This is a genomic window from Prosthecobacter debontii (assembly GCF_900167535.1).
In the GTDB taxonomy this organism is placed as follows: domain Bacteria; phylum Verrucomicrobiota; class Verrucomicrobiia; order Verrucomicrobiales; family Verrucomicrobiaceae; genus Prosthecobacter; species Prosthecobacter debontii.
Map to the genome: position 1 here is coordinate 25,264 of NZ_FUYE01000018.1, position 14,138 is coordinate 39,401.

General features: G+C 57.9%; 13 protein-coding genes. 3 read left to right on the forward strand and 10 right to left on the reverse strand.

Annotation, left to right across the window (positions count from 1 at the left end; translation table 11 throughout):
* Positions 1 to 16 precede the first annotated feature (16 nt).
* The 10 genes from B5D61_RS20730 to B5D61_RS20775 all read right to left on the reverse strand — a co-directional run bounded on the left by B5D61_RS20730 (position 17) and on the right by B5D61_RS20775 (position 9,119).
* A complete protein-coding gene (locus B5D61_RS20730) occupies positions 17 to 964 on the reverse strand; it encodes a hypothetical protein (RefSeq protein ID WP_078815358.1) in 948 nt (315 codons plus the stop codon).
* On the reverse strand, positions 961 to 1,593 hold the full coding sequence (locus B5D61_RS20735; protein ID WP_078815359.1) for a hypothetical protein: 633 nt from the start codon (positions 1,591 to 1,593) through the stop codon (positions 961 to 963). Before B5D61_RS20735 ends, B5D61_RS20730 begins: the two co-directional genes overlap by 4 nt.
* On the reverse strand, positions 1,590 to 2,246 hold the full coding sequence (locus tag B5D61_RS20740; RefSeq protein WP_078815360.1) for a hypothetical protein: 657 nt from the start codon (positions 2,244 to 2,246) through the stop codon (positions 1,590 to 1,592). The genes B5D61_RS20735 and B5D61_RS20740 overlap by 4 nt, the downstream gene beginning before the upstream one ends.
* Before the next feature lie 21 nt (positions 2,247 to 2,267).
* Complete coding sequence (locus B5D61_RS20745) at positions 2,268 to 3,278, reverse strand: hypothetical protein (protein ID WP_078815361.1); 1,011 nt, start codon at positions 3,276 to 3,278, stop codon at positions 2,268 to 2,270.
* A gap of 50 nt (positions 3,279 to 3,328) precedes the next feature.
* Entirely contained in the window at positions 3,329 to 4,189 is an 861-nt protein-coding gene (locus tag B5D61_RS20750; RefSeq protein WP_078815362.1) for a hypothetical protein, read from the reverse strand.
* A 45-nt stretch (positions 4,190 to 4,234) separates the two neighbouring features.
* Entirely contained in the window at positions 4,235 to 4,744 is a 510-nt protein-coding gene (locus B5D61_RS20755) for a hypothetical protein (RefSeq protein WP_078815363.1), read from the reverse strand.
* A complete protein-coding gene (locus B5D61_RS20760) occupies positions 4,741 to 7,440 on the reverse strand; it encodes a TraG/VirB4 family ATPase (protein ID WP_078815364.1) in 2,700 nt (899 codons plus the stop codon). Before B5D61_RS20760 ends, B5D61_RS20755 begins: the two co-directional genes overlap by 4 nt.
* A gap of 7 nt (positions 7,441 to 7,447) precedes the next feature.
* A complete protein-coding gene (locus tag B5D61_RS20765) occupies positions 7,448 to 7,822 on the reverse strand; it encodes a hypothetical protein (RefSeq protein WP_078815365.1) in 375 nt (124 codons plus the stop codon).
* A gap of 86 nt (positions 7,823 to 7,908) precedes the next feature.
* Positions 7,909 to 8,178 (reverse strand): hypothetical protein, encoded by a 270-nt coding sequence (locus B5D61_RS20770; protein WP_139373399.1) that lies wholly within the window; start codon positions 8,176 to 8,178, stop codon positions 7,909 to 7,911.
* Positions 8,179 to 8,378: 200 nt separating this feature from the next.
* A complete protein-coding gene (locus B5D61_RS20775; RefSeq protein ID WP_139373400.1) occupies positions 8,379 to 9,119 on the reverse strand; it encodes an RNA polymerase sigma factor in 741 nt (246 codons plus the stop codon).
* Between the two features lie 366 nt (positions 9,120 to 9,485).
* On the opposite strand from B5D61_RS20775, the gene B5D61_RS20780 reads away from it, so the two are divergent.
* The 3 genes from B5D61_RS20780 to B5D61_RS20790 are packed head-to-tail and all read left to right on the forward strand — an operon-like array spanning position 9,486 to position 14,102.
* Complete coding sequence (locus B5D61_RS20780) at positions 9,486 to 11,450, forward strand: protein kinase domain-containing protein (RefSeq protein WP_078815368.1); 1,965 nt, start codon at positions 9,486 to 9,488, stop codon at positions 11,448 to 11,450.
* Positions 11,451 to 11,508: 58 nt separating this feature from the next.
* A complete protein-coding gene (locus B5D61_RS26680) occupies positions 11,509 to 13,230 on the forward strand; it encodes a DUF4886 domain-containing protein (RefSeq protein WP_078815369.1) in 1,722 nt (573 codons plus the stop codon).
* The gene (locus B5D61_RS20790) at positions 13,227 to 14,102 is read left to right on the forward strand and encodes a DMT family transporter (protein WP_078815370.1); all 876 of its coding nucleotides are present in this window, start codon (positions 13,227 to 13,229) and stop codon (positions 14,100 to 14,102) included. Before B5D61_RS26680 ends, B5D61_RS20790 begins: the two co-directional genes overlap by 4 nt.
* The last annotated feature ends 36 nt before the right edge of the window (positions 14,103 to 14,138 follow it).

Genomic DNA, 14,138 nt, shown 5'->3' on the forward strand with positions numbered 1-14,138 from the left:
GGAGGAGTTCGAAAGGTTACTTGCCATCCTCAGCGGAAGCATTGCCAAACAGAGCATTGGAGATTTGCGTGCGCCCAGGAGCGGGCAGCTCGATGCGGAAATCTTGGTTGATGGAAAGGCCCTCACGGACCCCGCCAGGGCCGCCTTGTAGCACCACATCCATAGGCACCTGCTTACCCGGAGGCACGAGGCCACTGCAATCGACAAGCTGAGCGTCATACGTGCGCTCACCCACACGGACACGCACGGAGGTGGGCTCGAATTCATAGGTTTCCGTACCGTCGTTGGTGAGCCAGCAGCGGAAGGCCATTAGATCTTTGGCCGGATTCCGGTGAATCTCGTAGATGCTGGCCTTCACGCCGTTGGAGGTGCTGGCCATGTCCAAGCCATTGCGCTCCTGCCAGCCGGAGAAGAGGCCGGGGTTGAGGGTCTGGAGGGCCTTGCGGCTTTTCACTTTGCTCAGCATGCCGACGAGTTCTTCGGAGTCGAAGTGGATGCGGTTTTGTACCACTTGCTCACCGGAGACCGGGACGGCGGCATTTTTCTCCTCCGGGGGCGGGACGATGACGGCGAGGTTGGCCGCTTCTGAAGGCACGAAGCGCAGCAGATAAATGTGGCGGTTCGTGCGCAGGGTGGCGTGGCAGGGATCACCAGGTTTCACGAGGCGAACCACAAGGGTGTCATCGGCCACGTTTTCATAGTGAACGAGGGCCACTTTGGATTGGGTCAACTGGCTGCCGGCATTGGGGTCGGTGACTAGGCCAAAGCCAGTCAGCAGGGTGATCTTTTCCGGGAAGGTGATGGTGGTCGCCACCGTGGCATTGATGGCGATGTCATGCACGTTGTTACGGGCGTCCAGCATCACCAGTTCACGCCCGGTTTGCACCTGGGCCCAGAGCGGCGTGGCCAGGGCCAGGAGCACGGGAAAGCATAGGTTCAGAATCAACAGTCGGGCACGTCTCATGAATCGCTGATTTTCTCCAGTTGATACTTGGGCACTCCGTCGATGACGGATGGGAAGGCTTTGTTACGGCGGATGTCCGGATTCAGTCTCCAGAAGAACTGAATGTAGAAGGTGTAAGTCTCTTCCTGGGGTCTGTTGTTGAAGAAGCTGCGGCGACGAACGGTGCCTTTGGCTTCGGTGAGGGCGATGGTGCTGCCCGTGCCGAGGATCTTGCGGGATTCGATGGTGACGGTTTGCGTGGCGTTCTGCTGGCTGAAGTAGCGGGCTTCAGACTCGATTTTCTTCTTCAAGATCCCCCAACCCGTTTTAGTGCAGAGATAGGGTAAACGCTTGGAGTGCACGATGCCGTTGGGCTCACGTTCAAAGAGCGCTTCGACCGCTAACTCCGTCAGGCTGAGATGCATGGGCGCCATGGCATTGTAGTTCAAGCCTGGAGCGACGTAGTAGGCGCCGTTTCCATCCATGACGACGAACGGAGGGCGAGCTTTGAGCTCGTCTGACATGATGACGAGATACCAGGCGCAGAGGCCTGCGGTGATACAAGCCACGACGAACCAGAAGACCGCCGTCTGATCTCTAGCGACCAAGGTGTCGATCGCTCGTCTTTTTTTGGGCGGGTCAGCAGTCATTGCTTCTGGGCTGAATTGGCGGGTTGCTGAGCATCGGCGGGGAGTGAGCTGGAGGTCTCTCGCATCGCATAACTGACGTCTTGGCAGACGAACACGAACCGCTTGTTGTCACGTAGGTTCGGATTGCGGCGGAGCTGAAGCGTGACATCCACGGCGTAAGTCTGAATGACGCTTTCTTTCAAAACGGGGTCCACGCTGACGCGAATGACCTGCCCCGAGGTGCTGGTCACGGCACTGCCATCGGGGTTATGCACCACATTCACTGGCCCGAGTTCCACCATCTGATGGATCTGCCTGGTGCGGAAGTCGTAGTTCTTCTCTTGAATATCCGCGGTGATTTGATCGAAGGCGTTGCCGTAAAATAACATGCCGATACGGTCTGGAGAGACCGGGCCACGGGGGCCTCGGTTGAGCAGCGTTTCCACAATCAGACGGGTGTGATAGTCCACCACCTCGTTGAGGTCCTGGGGCTTCATGTCCCGGTCCAGATACAGATCGTGCCTTTCCAGCGGCACGTAGAGCATGCGGCCACGGCCTTCCACAGCCAGCTTTTGCAGATACCAGCCTGTGCCGAGAATGCAGCCGCAGGTGACAAGAAACCAAAAGATGGCCATCTTGTCCTTGGCTATGAACATGTCTGTGACGCCTTTCATCAATATCGCTCTTCAAAAAGATTAACTACCCGCCTTGGCTGCTGTGCTGGCAGCGCTACCCATGGCCCCCGCACCGCCGGCCATCATGCCGACACCGACAGCGGCTCCAGCACCTGTCGCGGTCAGGGCGGCACCACCGACGGCCATCGCGGCCCCGGAGGCGGCCTGGACACCAGCGCCAGCCATGCTGACACCGCCAGACATGATGCCCATGCCGATCTGCGCACCGGTGGTGATGGCCTTGCTGACGACCTTGGGTGCCACAAACAAGGTCACGAGCATCCAGAGAACGACGAGGATCAAAATGATGGAACTGCCGGAAGCGGTGATGATCGTGCCGATGAGAGCGATGGCCGCCACCGGGCTGAGGATGTTTTCAACGAGATCAGGACCGGTATCTGCGAGAGCCTGAGCAAAGAGCATTCCCAGACCCCAGCCGAGCGGCCAGAAGCAGATGGAGATCATGCCGATGTGGTATTTCACTGCGGTATCCCGGGACTGCTCGAAGACCAGCATGGCTAGGAAAAGCGAGCCGGCGGCACTGCCCAGATAGATGGCGATGATCTGGATCTGAAAGCCAAGCCAGAAGCCGATATACATGATGATGGACATGACGGCCATGAACCAGGCGCAGACGAGATTCACGTAGTATTCCACCCAGACCATGGGATCAAAGATACCCAGGACAATTTCAGGAGCGCTGCCCGTATCGAAGGGGGCTTCAGCAAAGCTGCTGCCGAGGTTGATCAGCATGGAGAGCGGGTCCACCCCCAGCGCTTGAAGGAGATCATTACCCAAGGTGGCTTGAGTGGACAGCATCCAGGGGCCGTAGAAGGGCATGATGGAGACCAGGATGCCGGAAACCACGATGTGCTTGACGATCCCAGACAGGTCCCCGCCGATCATACCCCGATACACATGAACCAGAAGCGCAGCCAGGATGATGACGAAAGCGAAGACCTGGAGCACGTTACTGCAGCGCTCGCAGACATCTGCCAGATTGTCATAAAAGACGGAGAGGTCGAAGTCCATGATGGGGCTGATTTAGGATGGGCTGCTCAAACGAGGCGGAGGCAGGCCGGCTATTCTTCTTCGTCAGGGGTGGCGGCGCCTCTACGGCCCCAGGTCAAATTGGGGATCAGAGGGCGTGCTGTGCCGCCCTCACCCACACCCCCGAAGGGGCCGGCGGTGGTCGGGACGCGTGGCGGGGCATTGGGGTCGCTGGTATCGTCTTTGATCACGAGTTCTTCCTGTTTGCCTTTGCTGATGATCTGAGCCGTGTTTACCAGTTCTTTTTGGGCCATTTCCGCATCCGCTTGGGCGATGAGGATGGTCTGGTTGCATTCCTCCACCTGACCGCGCAGGAGCACGAGCATGGCATTGAGTTTCTGAATGGTGGCCAGATCCTTGGCTTCTTCCAGCTCATCGACGACGGCAGACATCTCGTCGGTCAGGGTCTTCTTGCGCTGAAGCGCTTTCTCACGCACATCACGGAACTCGCGGATCTGCTCCATCATCGCAGACTCCATGCGGTAGCGGGCGGGGTCACGGTCGATCTCCACGCCATCGTTGCGGGTCATGGTACTGCCGATGGCTTCCATCACCCCCATAGCATCGTCGTTGAAGGCCTCAGCCCCAGTGATTCCGGTCATCGCTGCGCGTTGTTCGTCCTGGGTCTTCAGCGAGCCAGAGGATTTGAGCATGTCTTGCTTGATGATATTGACCGAAGCGAGGTTAACGGCGGCCGGATCACCCAGCCGGTCCAGACTGCTCTGAAGTTTTTCATTTTGCTTCTCGGCCTCGCTGAGAATCTGGGTCAGCTTGGCGTTCAGTTCGGATTGACCCATCTCAAGGGTGGGAGCGCTGGAGACGACGACGGTCCCCTGCGCAAAGGCTCCGGCTGTCACCAGCACGGCACTGAAAATCAAGGCGGATGTTTTCATGGCTTGGTTATGTTTGCTGTTAGGTCTGTCCGGGAGGAAAAACGGTTATTCGACGACTTCGATGACGACCTTGCGTGGCTCGACGAGGACTCCATCGGTGGTCACATGCTCAGGCACGGGCACTTCATAATAACGACGCTGCACGGGGGCTTCTTCGGTGGCGCGCTCGGCATCCCGCTTCACCCAGTAGAGTTCCTTGATGGCGTCGCTGCGGCCTTTGTTATACCCGTCGAGGTATTTCTGACGCACTTCGTTTTTGGCCATGCTGTCGCTAATGGCCCCTGCGGCGTAGCCTGCCACGGCACCGGAGATGAGGCCGGTATTCTCGTCAAAGAAGCTGTCGTCGTTGGAGGAGGAGCCGCTGCCACTGCTGCCGCCGCTGCTGGAAGACGAGGACCCGTTCTTGTCGTCTTTGAGGAGATTGTCTCCGACCAAGGCGCCCAAGAGGCCACCGGTGGCCGCGCCCAGCAGACCCTTGTTCATGGTTCCATCACTGTTCGCGCAGGAGGCCAGCGCGAGGCAGAGACACAGGAGAGGGAGGAGTGGTTGTTTCATGCTTTTGACTTGGCTTGACTCAGGATCATCTTGAAGGCATCTCCCCCGAACTCTTTGAGCTCTTCATTCTGTCGCTCAAAGGCTTCTCCAGAGGTGGCGGAGGCCAGGATCATCTCCTTGGAGGCCTGGTGGCGACCGATGGCGATGCGTGGGCGGCCTGTGGCTTCGTGGTAATAGACGAAGGAGGCGTAGGGGTCCGACTTCATCTCCGAGGGATCGGGGAAGCTGGTGACCTGACGCTTGGTGATGGAGGGGATGCGGAAGCCTTCACTCATGCTCTCCACATCACGCTGGTCAGGCTGCTTCAGCATGAACATGACGCGGGAGTTTCCCACCACGGAGGAGCGCACCGGGTGGTCTTTGATACGCTGGAACTGCTGAATGATGGAGAAGACCCAGCAAGAGTATTTACGCATACGTTCGTAATACTCACGGGTGATGCGGTCCCCATCCGGCATGGCCAGGAAGGCGGAGAGCTCCTCCAGGATGACGCGCTTACGCGTGGAGCGTGGTCGGCTCATGATCTCCTTGCGCAGGTCATTGGTGATCAGGAAGGCGGCGACGGTGCGCAACTCTTTGGCCGACTCGGGGATGTAAGAGAGCTCGAAGTGCACCACTTTCCCGCTGAGATCGACGTTGTTGACGCCATCGAGAATGGCGCCGTAGCGGCCGGTGCGGCTCCAGGGTTCCAGCAGCATGCGCAGCAGCCCGAGGTCTTCATGAGCGCGGCGCTGGCGGCTTTCCAGATTCAGAAGCTCCACAAACTGGCTGTGTGTGGGCATGTCCTCCGCCTTCATGAGCGTGTAGCCCATGCTCATCAGATCCCACTGGTTGCCGGGGTTATTGAGATAGTCTTCGATCACGCCAGGATCGATCTCCATGTGATTGATGTCCACGGCCTCGGCGTTGCCTTCGATCATCTCGGCCTTGAAGTCTAACCAAGCATCTGACAAGACGGTGCCGGGAGTCATCTTGCGGCGCTTCCACTCCTCCGCGATGCGCACCCGCCGGGCGGCCTCGAAGCGGCCTTCAGCATTTTTTCCTGCCCAGGTTTCAAACTGATCCACGTAGATGCGCTCGATCTGTTTGGAGAGGAGTGCCTGGCGGATGCGGTCTTTGTCAATGTCTGGCGGCGGTCCCGCCATCAGGTGAGCGATTGCAGTGGCTCCCCCGAGTTGATCTGAACTCAAAGGTAGGCCGCGCGTGTCGAAGTAGTTGAAAGTCAGGTTACCGTTCGGCTGCACGATGATGGGCTTGCAGCCGTAGAGGCGGGTGAAGAGGTTATACGACAGACCTTCTTCCACGATGGCCGTGTAGTCGTAGTAAGGCGCGGTCTGCGTGAGAAGGTCGATGGTGAAGACAGATTTACCTGCACCGGAAGCCCCGAACATGATGCCGTGCTCGGGACGCATGGAGCCCTCTTTACCGACGAAAGTCGTCGTGCCGACCAGAGCCCCACGAGGTCCGTCATAGATCGCTTCCGCTTCCGCCAGGTCACCGGTCGGCGTGCTAGAGACGGGCAGCAGATCCGCGAGGTTCACGTCCTCGACGTAGAGCTTGAAGTCATCGTATTTCGCCCAGGTCCAACCGGGCATGCAGAGCTGCCAATAGTTGCGCACGCTTGTGGGCAGGGTGGGCTCATAGGACTGGGCACCGCCGAGTTTGAGGATGGAGTTTTTCAGCGCGGAGAGCTTGCTGGCGCAGACGTCCGGGTTGCGGTCCCACACGCGCACGATGAGGTGCATGCGGTAGGGCACGACCTCGTTGGTGGTCAGGCGGCGGATTCGGGTCCGCAGCTTCATCAGGGTGGCTTCGAGGGACGGCGTGAGCTTACCGCGCTCCAGGCGCGCCACTTTCTTTTCCGTGGACACACGGTCTTTTTCCACATCCCCGGCCTCGATGTTGGCCACGATCTGATAGTCCAGGATGTCCATCTGCGTGAGCTGTCGCATCATGCCGATGTAGGTGAACTTGGGCAGCGTCTTCATCACGGCGATGCCTTGATAAAAGCCATCCATCTTGAAGGTGGAGGAGCCCATCCGATACGGCGCGGCATCACTGTTGAAGCACATCTCACAAACCGTCTTGGAGGGGTCGTAGATGTCTTCGAGCTTCAGGGCCTCATTCTCAAAGGCACTGGGATTGAAGTAACGGTAGAAGGCCTCGAAGTGCTCCATGTTATCCATGGGAGACACCCGGCCACCGAGGCTGCCGAGCTGCTGGCGCAGGGCCTCCTCCAGCTCTGCCTGCTCACGCTTGGCCGCTTGCAGCAGTTCTTCATAATATTGGCGCCCGCCACCCATGGTGCGGCCTTGGACGCGTGAGGTGTAGTAAAATTGCAGGTGTTCCCGGCGCAGAAGATGGTCTTTGATCTTGCTGTCGTAGCGACGGTAGCGTTCTTCCCGTTGGCGGGTGGACCAGCGGTCTTGCGGAAGTTCCTCCGTCTTCTGCCGATAACGTTCCAGTTCCTTACGGTAGTCACTGTCCACACTCCAGGCCACTTGCAGACGTAGCTCTGGGCGGATCAGACGGAGCAGGACGCGCAGGTTGTCCTCCAGGGACATGAGCCAACTCGCGTCGGTGTTTTCCGTGTCGGGCATCTCCACATTGTAGCCCTTGCCGATGGCGCCGCCCCGGGAGAGACCCCGGTAGATGATGAGGTCCTCATCCAGGTAAGAATTCACGAACTTCGCCATCGGAAAATTAGATATCGGACTTTTCTTTGCTCGATTCCGTCAGCCAGGGCAGAGACATCGGCTCCACCTGACGAGGTGAGAAATAAGGGTTTTTGCTTGCTTTAATGATGAGCCACTCGCCCAGCTCCACATCGTAAGAGGGGGGCTTGCCTTGCTTCAGCCCAAAGCAATAAGCTGAAACGATGATGAGCGGGATGGATGCCAGCCCGATCGCCAAAAGCATGTTGGGATTGGTGCCGCTGGCGTATTTGCGGAAGATCAACATCGCCAAGCCGAGCGCGAACATGAAGAAGAGGGCATTGAGACCCTCGAATCCGGCGATGCCCTGCTGGGTTTCGCGGCCTTCGTTGGTTTCATGCAGGCGGATACCTTGTTGCTCCATGGCGGTGGCGTGGGATGAGACGTTGTTCCGGGCGGGTGGGGTTTGACCACCACGCCCGGAAAAGTGTAAGAAACCGCGATGGAGGCTTAGTTATCGCCGCCCATGTTGATGTTCTCGATGTTCTCCGTGCCGCCGGAAGAGTTGAACATCACTTTGACGATGATGAAGGACAGACCCCCGATACCAGCGCCGACCAGGCCGTAAAGCACGCGCTCGGTTTGACCCATCATGAACATCACGGCGGAGAAAAGCAGACCCCCGAAGGCAAGCACAAGGCCGACCATGTTCAGAATGCTGACCACACCGCTCATATTGCCTGCGAGCTGTTCTTCGGTGCCTGCCTGGGCAAGAGGCATGGTGAAGCGCAGAATGTTAACTCCTGCCATTGTGATTGAGACTGGGCTCATAGTAGTGATTTTGGTGTTTTGTAGGTGTTGTGTGAGTTAGCTTGCGGGCACAATGGCCTTCTGCTGGATGGGGTTATGCCGTTGTTTCCCGGCTGTGACACACTTTTTTTCGGAAAAATCCGGCCACGCACGGGTGCTGCCCCGATTCCCTAGCTCACCAGGGCATTTCTCAGCGCGGAGAGCTCCTCCTGCACCGATTCTTCACTGGGATCTGACAGAGTGGCCGCCACAAGGTCACGCATGATCTCCCGGAAGCGCTTCCTCAGCCGGGAGATGGACTGGCGCACGGCATCATGGCTGAGGCCCAGCTGCGCCGCTAGTTCAGCATCGTTGCCGGAGCCCGCCTGGGAGGGGTCTAGCCGACTGCGCAGCAGATTGAATTGTTCACCTTTTCCGGCCTCAGTCTGCTCGATGGCCAATTGATCGACGGCGGCCTCAATGATGCGCAGGGCACAGAGGCGCTGATAGATGCTCTCCGGCGTGCGATGGTCTGCGGGGTCGATGGTGATCTCATTCTCAGCCTGGGAGGCTTCGATGGAGATGATGTCCCGCCCTCCACCACGTTTCTGGGCATTGTTTTGGCGCTGCCAGTGCTTGATGTGGCGACCGAAGGCGGTCAGCAGGTAATTGCGCATTTTGCCCAGGGTGGAGTCGGCGGCTGAAAACAGATCTTTCTCCAGGGCATAACTGAAAAAGCTCTGAGTCAGGTCCTCGGCATCACTTGGCGAGAGGCCCTGATAGCGGGCATAGGAATAAACCGGCCGCCAATAGATCCGACAGAGCTCATCCAAGGCCAGTCGTCCACGGGGGGCGTCGCCTTCATCGCGGAGCGTAAGCACCACGCTCCATCGGGTCATTGGGAATGCACCATGATGGGTTTGGGGATTCATAGAAGCGGAGGCCGGGGGGTATCAGGGGTTGCACATCTATCACCTGAATCATGCGAGTAATTACAGGCAAAACTGCACGCGGTCGGTAAAATCTGAAAAAGGTCATTTTGCTCCCACACAAACCATGGATAGCTAGATGGACTTAGGCACGCCATACGGGGAGATTTTCCCAAAAATAGACGTTTGGCAACCTCTGGACTGAGACATCTGAAAAAAAGCGTGTCACAGCGAGTTGCTAGAGGGGCTACTTCGGGACGCAAGTTTTTGGAACCTCGGTTCCAGCTCTCCTTGACCAAGGTTTTTTGACAAAACACGGACTTGGGGAGCCGACGTATCCCTCTAGATTTTCGACCTCCTCCCGTTCTCATGGATCAACCGCCGCTGCCGCCGAAAAAGCCCGCCAACCCTCTTCAAGGTCTCAGTCCTCTGGGCTTGATGGATGGAGTGATGGGGGGGCAGGCTTCAGATTGGGAGCCGCCCATGGCAGAGGACCTGGAGCAGTTGTTCCCGGGCTATCATGACTTCAAGTTCATTGATCGCGGTGGCATGGGCGCGGTGTATTCCGCCGTCCAAAACTCTTTGCAGCGTCGGGTGGCGATCAAGATCCTGCCGCCAGAAATGGGATTGGATGAGGCCTTCGTGGATCGTTTCCACCAAGAGGCTCGCTTGCTGGCCCGTCTTCAGCATCCTCACATCGTGGCGGTCTATGACTTCGGGCGAAATCAGTCCGGCCATCTCTTCATCGTGATGGAGTATGTGGAGGGCACGAGCCTGCTGGACATCATGAAAAAGGAGCGGCTGACACTCTCCCGATCTCTGGAGGTGACCGCGCAGGTCTGTGAGGCGCTCCAGTTCGCGCATGATCATGGCGTGATTCATCGGGACATCAAGCCGACGAACATTTTGCTGGATGTCTGGGGCCGTGTGCGGGTGGCGGATTTTGGCTTGGCCAAGCTGGCCGAGACCAGCCACCAGACGACGAAGCAAAATCGCAGTGCCATGCTGATGGGCACACCGGGCTATGCCTCCCCTGAGCAGCGTCGTGGAGAGAAGGATATGGATCACCGGGCAGATATTTTCAGCCTGGGGGTGACGCTGTATGAGATGCTGACTGGGCATCTCCCCGTGGGGGTTTTTGAGCCGCCGTCCAAAAAAGTCCAGACACCTCCGGGCCTCGATAAGATCATCAACCGCTGCCTGCGGGAGCGGCCAGCGGATCGATATCAGCAAGCGAAGGATATTCGCTCTGCCATCCTGCAGCAGGTGGAGAAAATGGAGCGCTCGGTGATGCAGCGTGCCATTGCCAAGCGGCCCATCGTCTCAATGATGACCTCGGTCATTGTCGGCGCTGGTTTCATTTATCTTTTGGATGCTCTAGACCGGGAGGTCTTACGGAAGCAAGCGGCCCCTGTGCCTGTCCCGACCTATGTGGACTCTGAGCATGGGCCCAGCGTGCTGAAGCTCAATGAAACCTTTTCGCTGGTGCGCCTTCGTTTGACTTGGGAAGAGGCGCGGCGGCGCATCGATGCCACGGATGGTATTCAACTGGCCAGTATCCGCAGTGAAGAGGAGCTGAATCAACTGCGAGCGTTGCTGAAGGAGCAAAACATTACGTCACACATTTGGTTGGGCGGTCGTGAATTGGCCGATCAAAAAGGCTTCCGATGGGAGGATGGCTCGCCGTTTACCTTCGCTGCATGGATGCCGGCGTCTCCAGAGCCTCCCCTGATGATCTCCGAGATTCAGGCAAAGAATCAGCGCACGCTTCGGGAGCCCAGTGGGCGCTCTCCGGATTGGATCGAAGTTTATAATCCTGGTCCGACGCCTGTGGATCTTACAGGCTGGAATCTGCGTCAGATCTCCGGCCGCTATGCCATGGATGGACGGCTAGGACGCCAGGAGGGCTCAGCGAAGGCGGCCCTCGTGGTGCCTCCAGGAGGCTATCAGATCATCCATTGTGAAGAGGCGGATGGCCCTATGGGGGATGATCTCGCCTTCTCCTTTCAGCTTGAGGCGCAGAGCGCACGTCTGCGCTGGTCCGATCCGCGTGGGCGTCTCATTCAAGATACCGGTAAGGATTGGAAGTCTTTCCCAGCGGATGCCAGCCTTATCTTCGATGCGGACACGCACTCCTGGTCCTGGTCGCAAGAACCCACGCCCGGCCAGCCCAATAGCCAGGCGCGTGAGTTCTTCTCTTCCTCAGCAGATTCCCAAGCCTTCTCACAGGCCATCATTATGCTGCCGTCCTTCGACTGTCGGTGGTCTCTAGATACCCAGCGGCGCACGGCTTGGTCCCTCGTTCGGCATTCGAAGCGTGACAGTGGACTGTAGCGGACGGAGGTCCGTATTCGACAATGCGGATTCTTCAGCCACACTGAAGGTCCCAACCATGAAAGCCTTTTTAACGTCCCTGGCAGTCGCTCTGCTGCTTTGCTCGATCAGCTTTGCGGGTGAAGCTCAAACGGTTCGCCTGCTCACGATCGGCAACAGTTTCTCTCGCAATGCCACCAATCACCTGGGCGATTTGGCCAAGGCGGGCGGTCATAAGCTGATTCACACCTCCATCGTCGTGGGCGGAGCGTCCCTGGAATTGCATTCTGACAAAGCTCTCAAGAATGCTGAAGACCCCAAGGATAAAGCAGGACTTTATACTAACGGTCGCAGCCTGGTGCAGGAGCTGAAAGCGCAGCCCTGGGACTATGTCACCCTCCAGCAGGCCAGCATCAAGAGCCATGACCTGAGCACTTATCAACCGTATGCGGGACGTTTGGCCGCCTTGATCCATGAGCACGCACCGACAGCACAGCTCCTGGTTCATCAGACCTGGGCCTACCGGAAGGACGATCCTCGCTTTACCAAGCCTTCCGACAAGCCCGGAGAGCCGAAGACGCAGGAGGAGATGTATCAAATGCTCACGGCGGCCTATCAGGCTATTACCGAGGAACTCAAAGCCCAGCGCATCCCAGTGGGAGATGCCTTTCATCTGGCGGATACGGATGCCGAGTGGGGGTATCAAACCGACACGGCTTTCGATTTGAAAAAAGCCAAAGCTCCCGAGTTGCCTAGCCAAAAGCATTCTCTGCATGTCGGGTGGACTTGGAAGACCGATGCCAAGACCAAGGTGAAGAAGCTGGGGATGGATGGGCACCACGCCAACACGGCTGGGGAATACCTGGGAGCGTGTGTCTGGTATGAAGTGCTCTTCGGTGAAAGCTCGGTCGGTAACAGCTACATCCCCGCGAAGATGGAGCCGGAATACGCTCGGTTTCTCCAAAAAACAGCTCATCGTGCGGTGGAGACGGCAAAGGAGGATTTAGGGAACCCTGAGTCGGCAGATAGCACTGCGATTCTGAAGATGCCCAACCTTGTGGCTTTTTGGGATTTCCAAGAAGCGGCAGGCGAGAAGCGTTGGTCTCAAGGGGGTGAGAAGCTGGCTTTGCAGGAAAAGAAAGGGCCCATAAATCGAGTTCAGGATGGGGTTTTTGGCCCCTGGTCGGTGGACATCAAGCGTGGCCAGTGGTTGATGCTTCCTCGGGCAGAGATCGGTGCGCTGAATATCCATGGCAAAGAGGCCCAAGTCACCGTGGTGGCATGGGTTAAACGACAGGCTAAAGAGCCCTGGCAAGCGATTGCAGGGGTGTGGGATGAAACCCACAAGCATCGGCAATATTGCCTCTTTTTGAATGCCCCACGCGGCACTCGTGCGGATGAGATGAAGCGCTATCCCTTGGCCAATCGCATTCATGGACACGTCTCAGGCGTTGGTGGTCCAACCCCTGGAGAGGAGTTTTGCATCACTTACTCCAGCGGAGCCACCGAGATCCCTCTCCAGCAGTGGCACTGCCTCGCCATGAGTTATGATGGCCAGGCTTCTCGAGTGTTTGTGGATGGGAAACTGGACAGCTTGGAGCATTACAATCCCTTTCCGTATTCCGAGGGATTGCACGATGGTGGGGTTGAAGGAGCCGACTTTACGGTGGGGGCTGTGCATCGTGGCGGTGTGTGGGGAAATTTCTTTGGCGGTCAGATCGGCGGGTTGGCGGTTTTTAATCGCGCCCTTGAAGAGTCTGAGCTGCAAACTCTGGTCGGCCTGACAGCCCCTGCTGAATGAAGACTTCGTCCAGCCGTGCCGTCTGGGCCTCGGCCATTCCGTTCCTGTTCGTGCTCCTCTGGAGCAGCGGCTTCATTGGTTCGAAGCTGGGGGTTCCTTATGCGGAGCCTTTTACCTTTCTCACGCTGCGTTACATCATCGTGCTCACCGTGATGGTCCCGGTGTCATTCCTCACCCGTGCCCCCTGGCCGCAGGGATGGAAGCAGGTGGCGCACGTAGCTTTTGCGGGGCTGCTGATTCATGCCCTCTACCTGAGCGGCTGTGTCTATGCTCTGCGTCTGGGTTTACCGGCAGGAATTGTCAGTCTCATCGTCTCCATGCAGCCCTTGTTTACGGCGGCCTTGGCCGGGATGGTGTTAGGGGAGAAAGTGTTGCCACGTCAATGGTTAGGCTTGGCTTTAGGGTTCGTTGGCACCGCCATGGTGGTCTCTCATAAAATGGGTAGCGGGGTCACGCTGCCCATGACTCTCCCTGCCATACTGGCGCTCATCGGGATCACCCTCGGCACCCTTTGGCAAAAACGGCATTGCCCGACCTTCGATCTACGCACCAGCACAGCGGTGCAGTATCTCGCCAGTTTGTTCATCACCGCACCACTCTCCCTAGCTTTTGAGACGCGGGAGGTTCACTGGAGCGGTCAATTCGTCTTCGCTCTGCTGTGGGTGGCCTTTGTGTTGTCCATCGGGGCCATCACCCTGCTAAATTACCTCATCCGCAGCGGCACCGCGGTGAATGTGGCTAGCCTCTTTTACACCGTGCCCGCTGTCACCGCTTTCATGGCCTGGGCGATCTTCGGTGAAACCCTAACTGGCCTGTCCCTGGCAGGCATGGGCGTGGCGGTCCTCGGCGTGTGGCTAGCGAGGGGCAGGTGAGTTTAGATTTGAACGGATTTCAGGTTTTTGTTTTTA

Coding starts and splice junctions, on each gene's coding strand:
- B5D61_RS20770 (WP_139373399.1), bottom strand. CDS start 8,178: ATGCCTCTTGCCCAGGCAGGCACCGAAGAACAGCTCGCAGGCAATATG.
- B5D61_RS20740 (WP_078815360.1), bottom strand. CDS start 2,246: ATGAAAGGCGTCACAGACATGTTCATAGCCAAGGACAAGATGGCCATC.
- B5D61_RS20790 (WP_078815370.1), top strand. CDS start 13,227: ATGAAGACTTCGTCCAGCCGTGCCGTCTGGGCCTCGGCCATTCCGTTC.
- B5D61_RS20750 (WP_078815362.1), bottom strand. CDS start 4,189: ATGAAAACATCCGCCTTGATTTTCAGTGCCGTGCTGGTGACAGCCGGA.
- B5D61_RS26680 (WP_078815369.1), top strand. CDS start 11,509: ATGAAAGCCTTTTTAACGTCCCTGGCAGTCGCTCTGCTGCTTTGCTCG.
- B5D61_RS20775 (WP_139373400.1), bottom strand. CDS start 9,119: ATGAATCCCCAAACCCATCATGGTGCATTCCCAATGACCCGATGGAGC.
- B5D61_RS20760 (WP_078815364.1), bottom strand. CDS start 7,440: ATGGCGAAGTTCGTGAATTCTTACCTGGATGAGGACCTCATCATCTAC.
- B5D61_RS20755 (WP_078815363.1), bottom strand. CDS start 4,744: ATGAAACAACCACTCCTCCCTCTCCTGTGTCTCTGCCTCGCGCTGGCC.
- B5D61_RS20730 (WP_078815358.1), bottom strand. CDS start 964: ATGAGACGTGCCCGACTGTTGATTCTGAACCTATGCTTTCCCGTGCTC.
- B5D61_RS20780 (WP_078815368.1), top strand. CDS start 9,486: ATGGATCAACCGCCGCTGCCGCCGAAAAAGCCCGCCAACCCTCTTCAA.
- B5D61_RS20765 (WP_078815365.1), bottom strand. CDS start 7,822: ATGGAGCAACAAGGTATCCGCCTGCATGAAACCAACGAAGGCCGCGAA.
- B5D61_RS20745 (WP_078815361.1), bottom strand. CDS start 3,278: ATGGACTTCGACCTCTCCGTCTTTTATGACAATCTGGCAGATGTCTGC.
- B5D61_RS20735 (WP_078815359.1), bottom strand. CDS start 1,593: ATGACTGCTGACCCGCCCAAAAAAAGACGAGCGATCGACACCTTGGTC.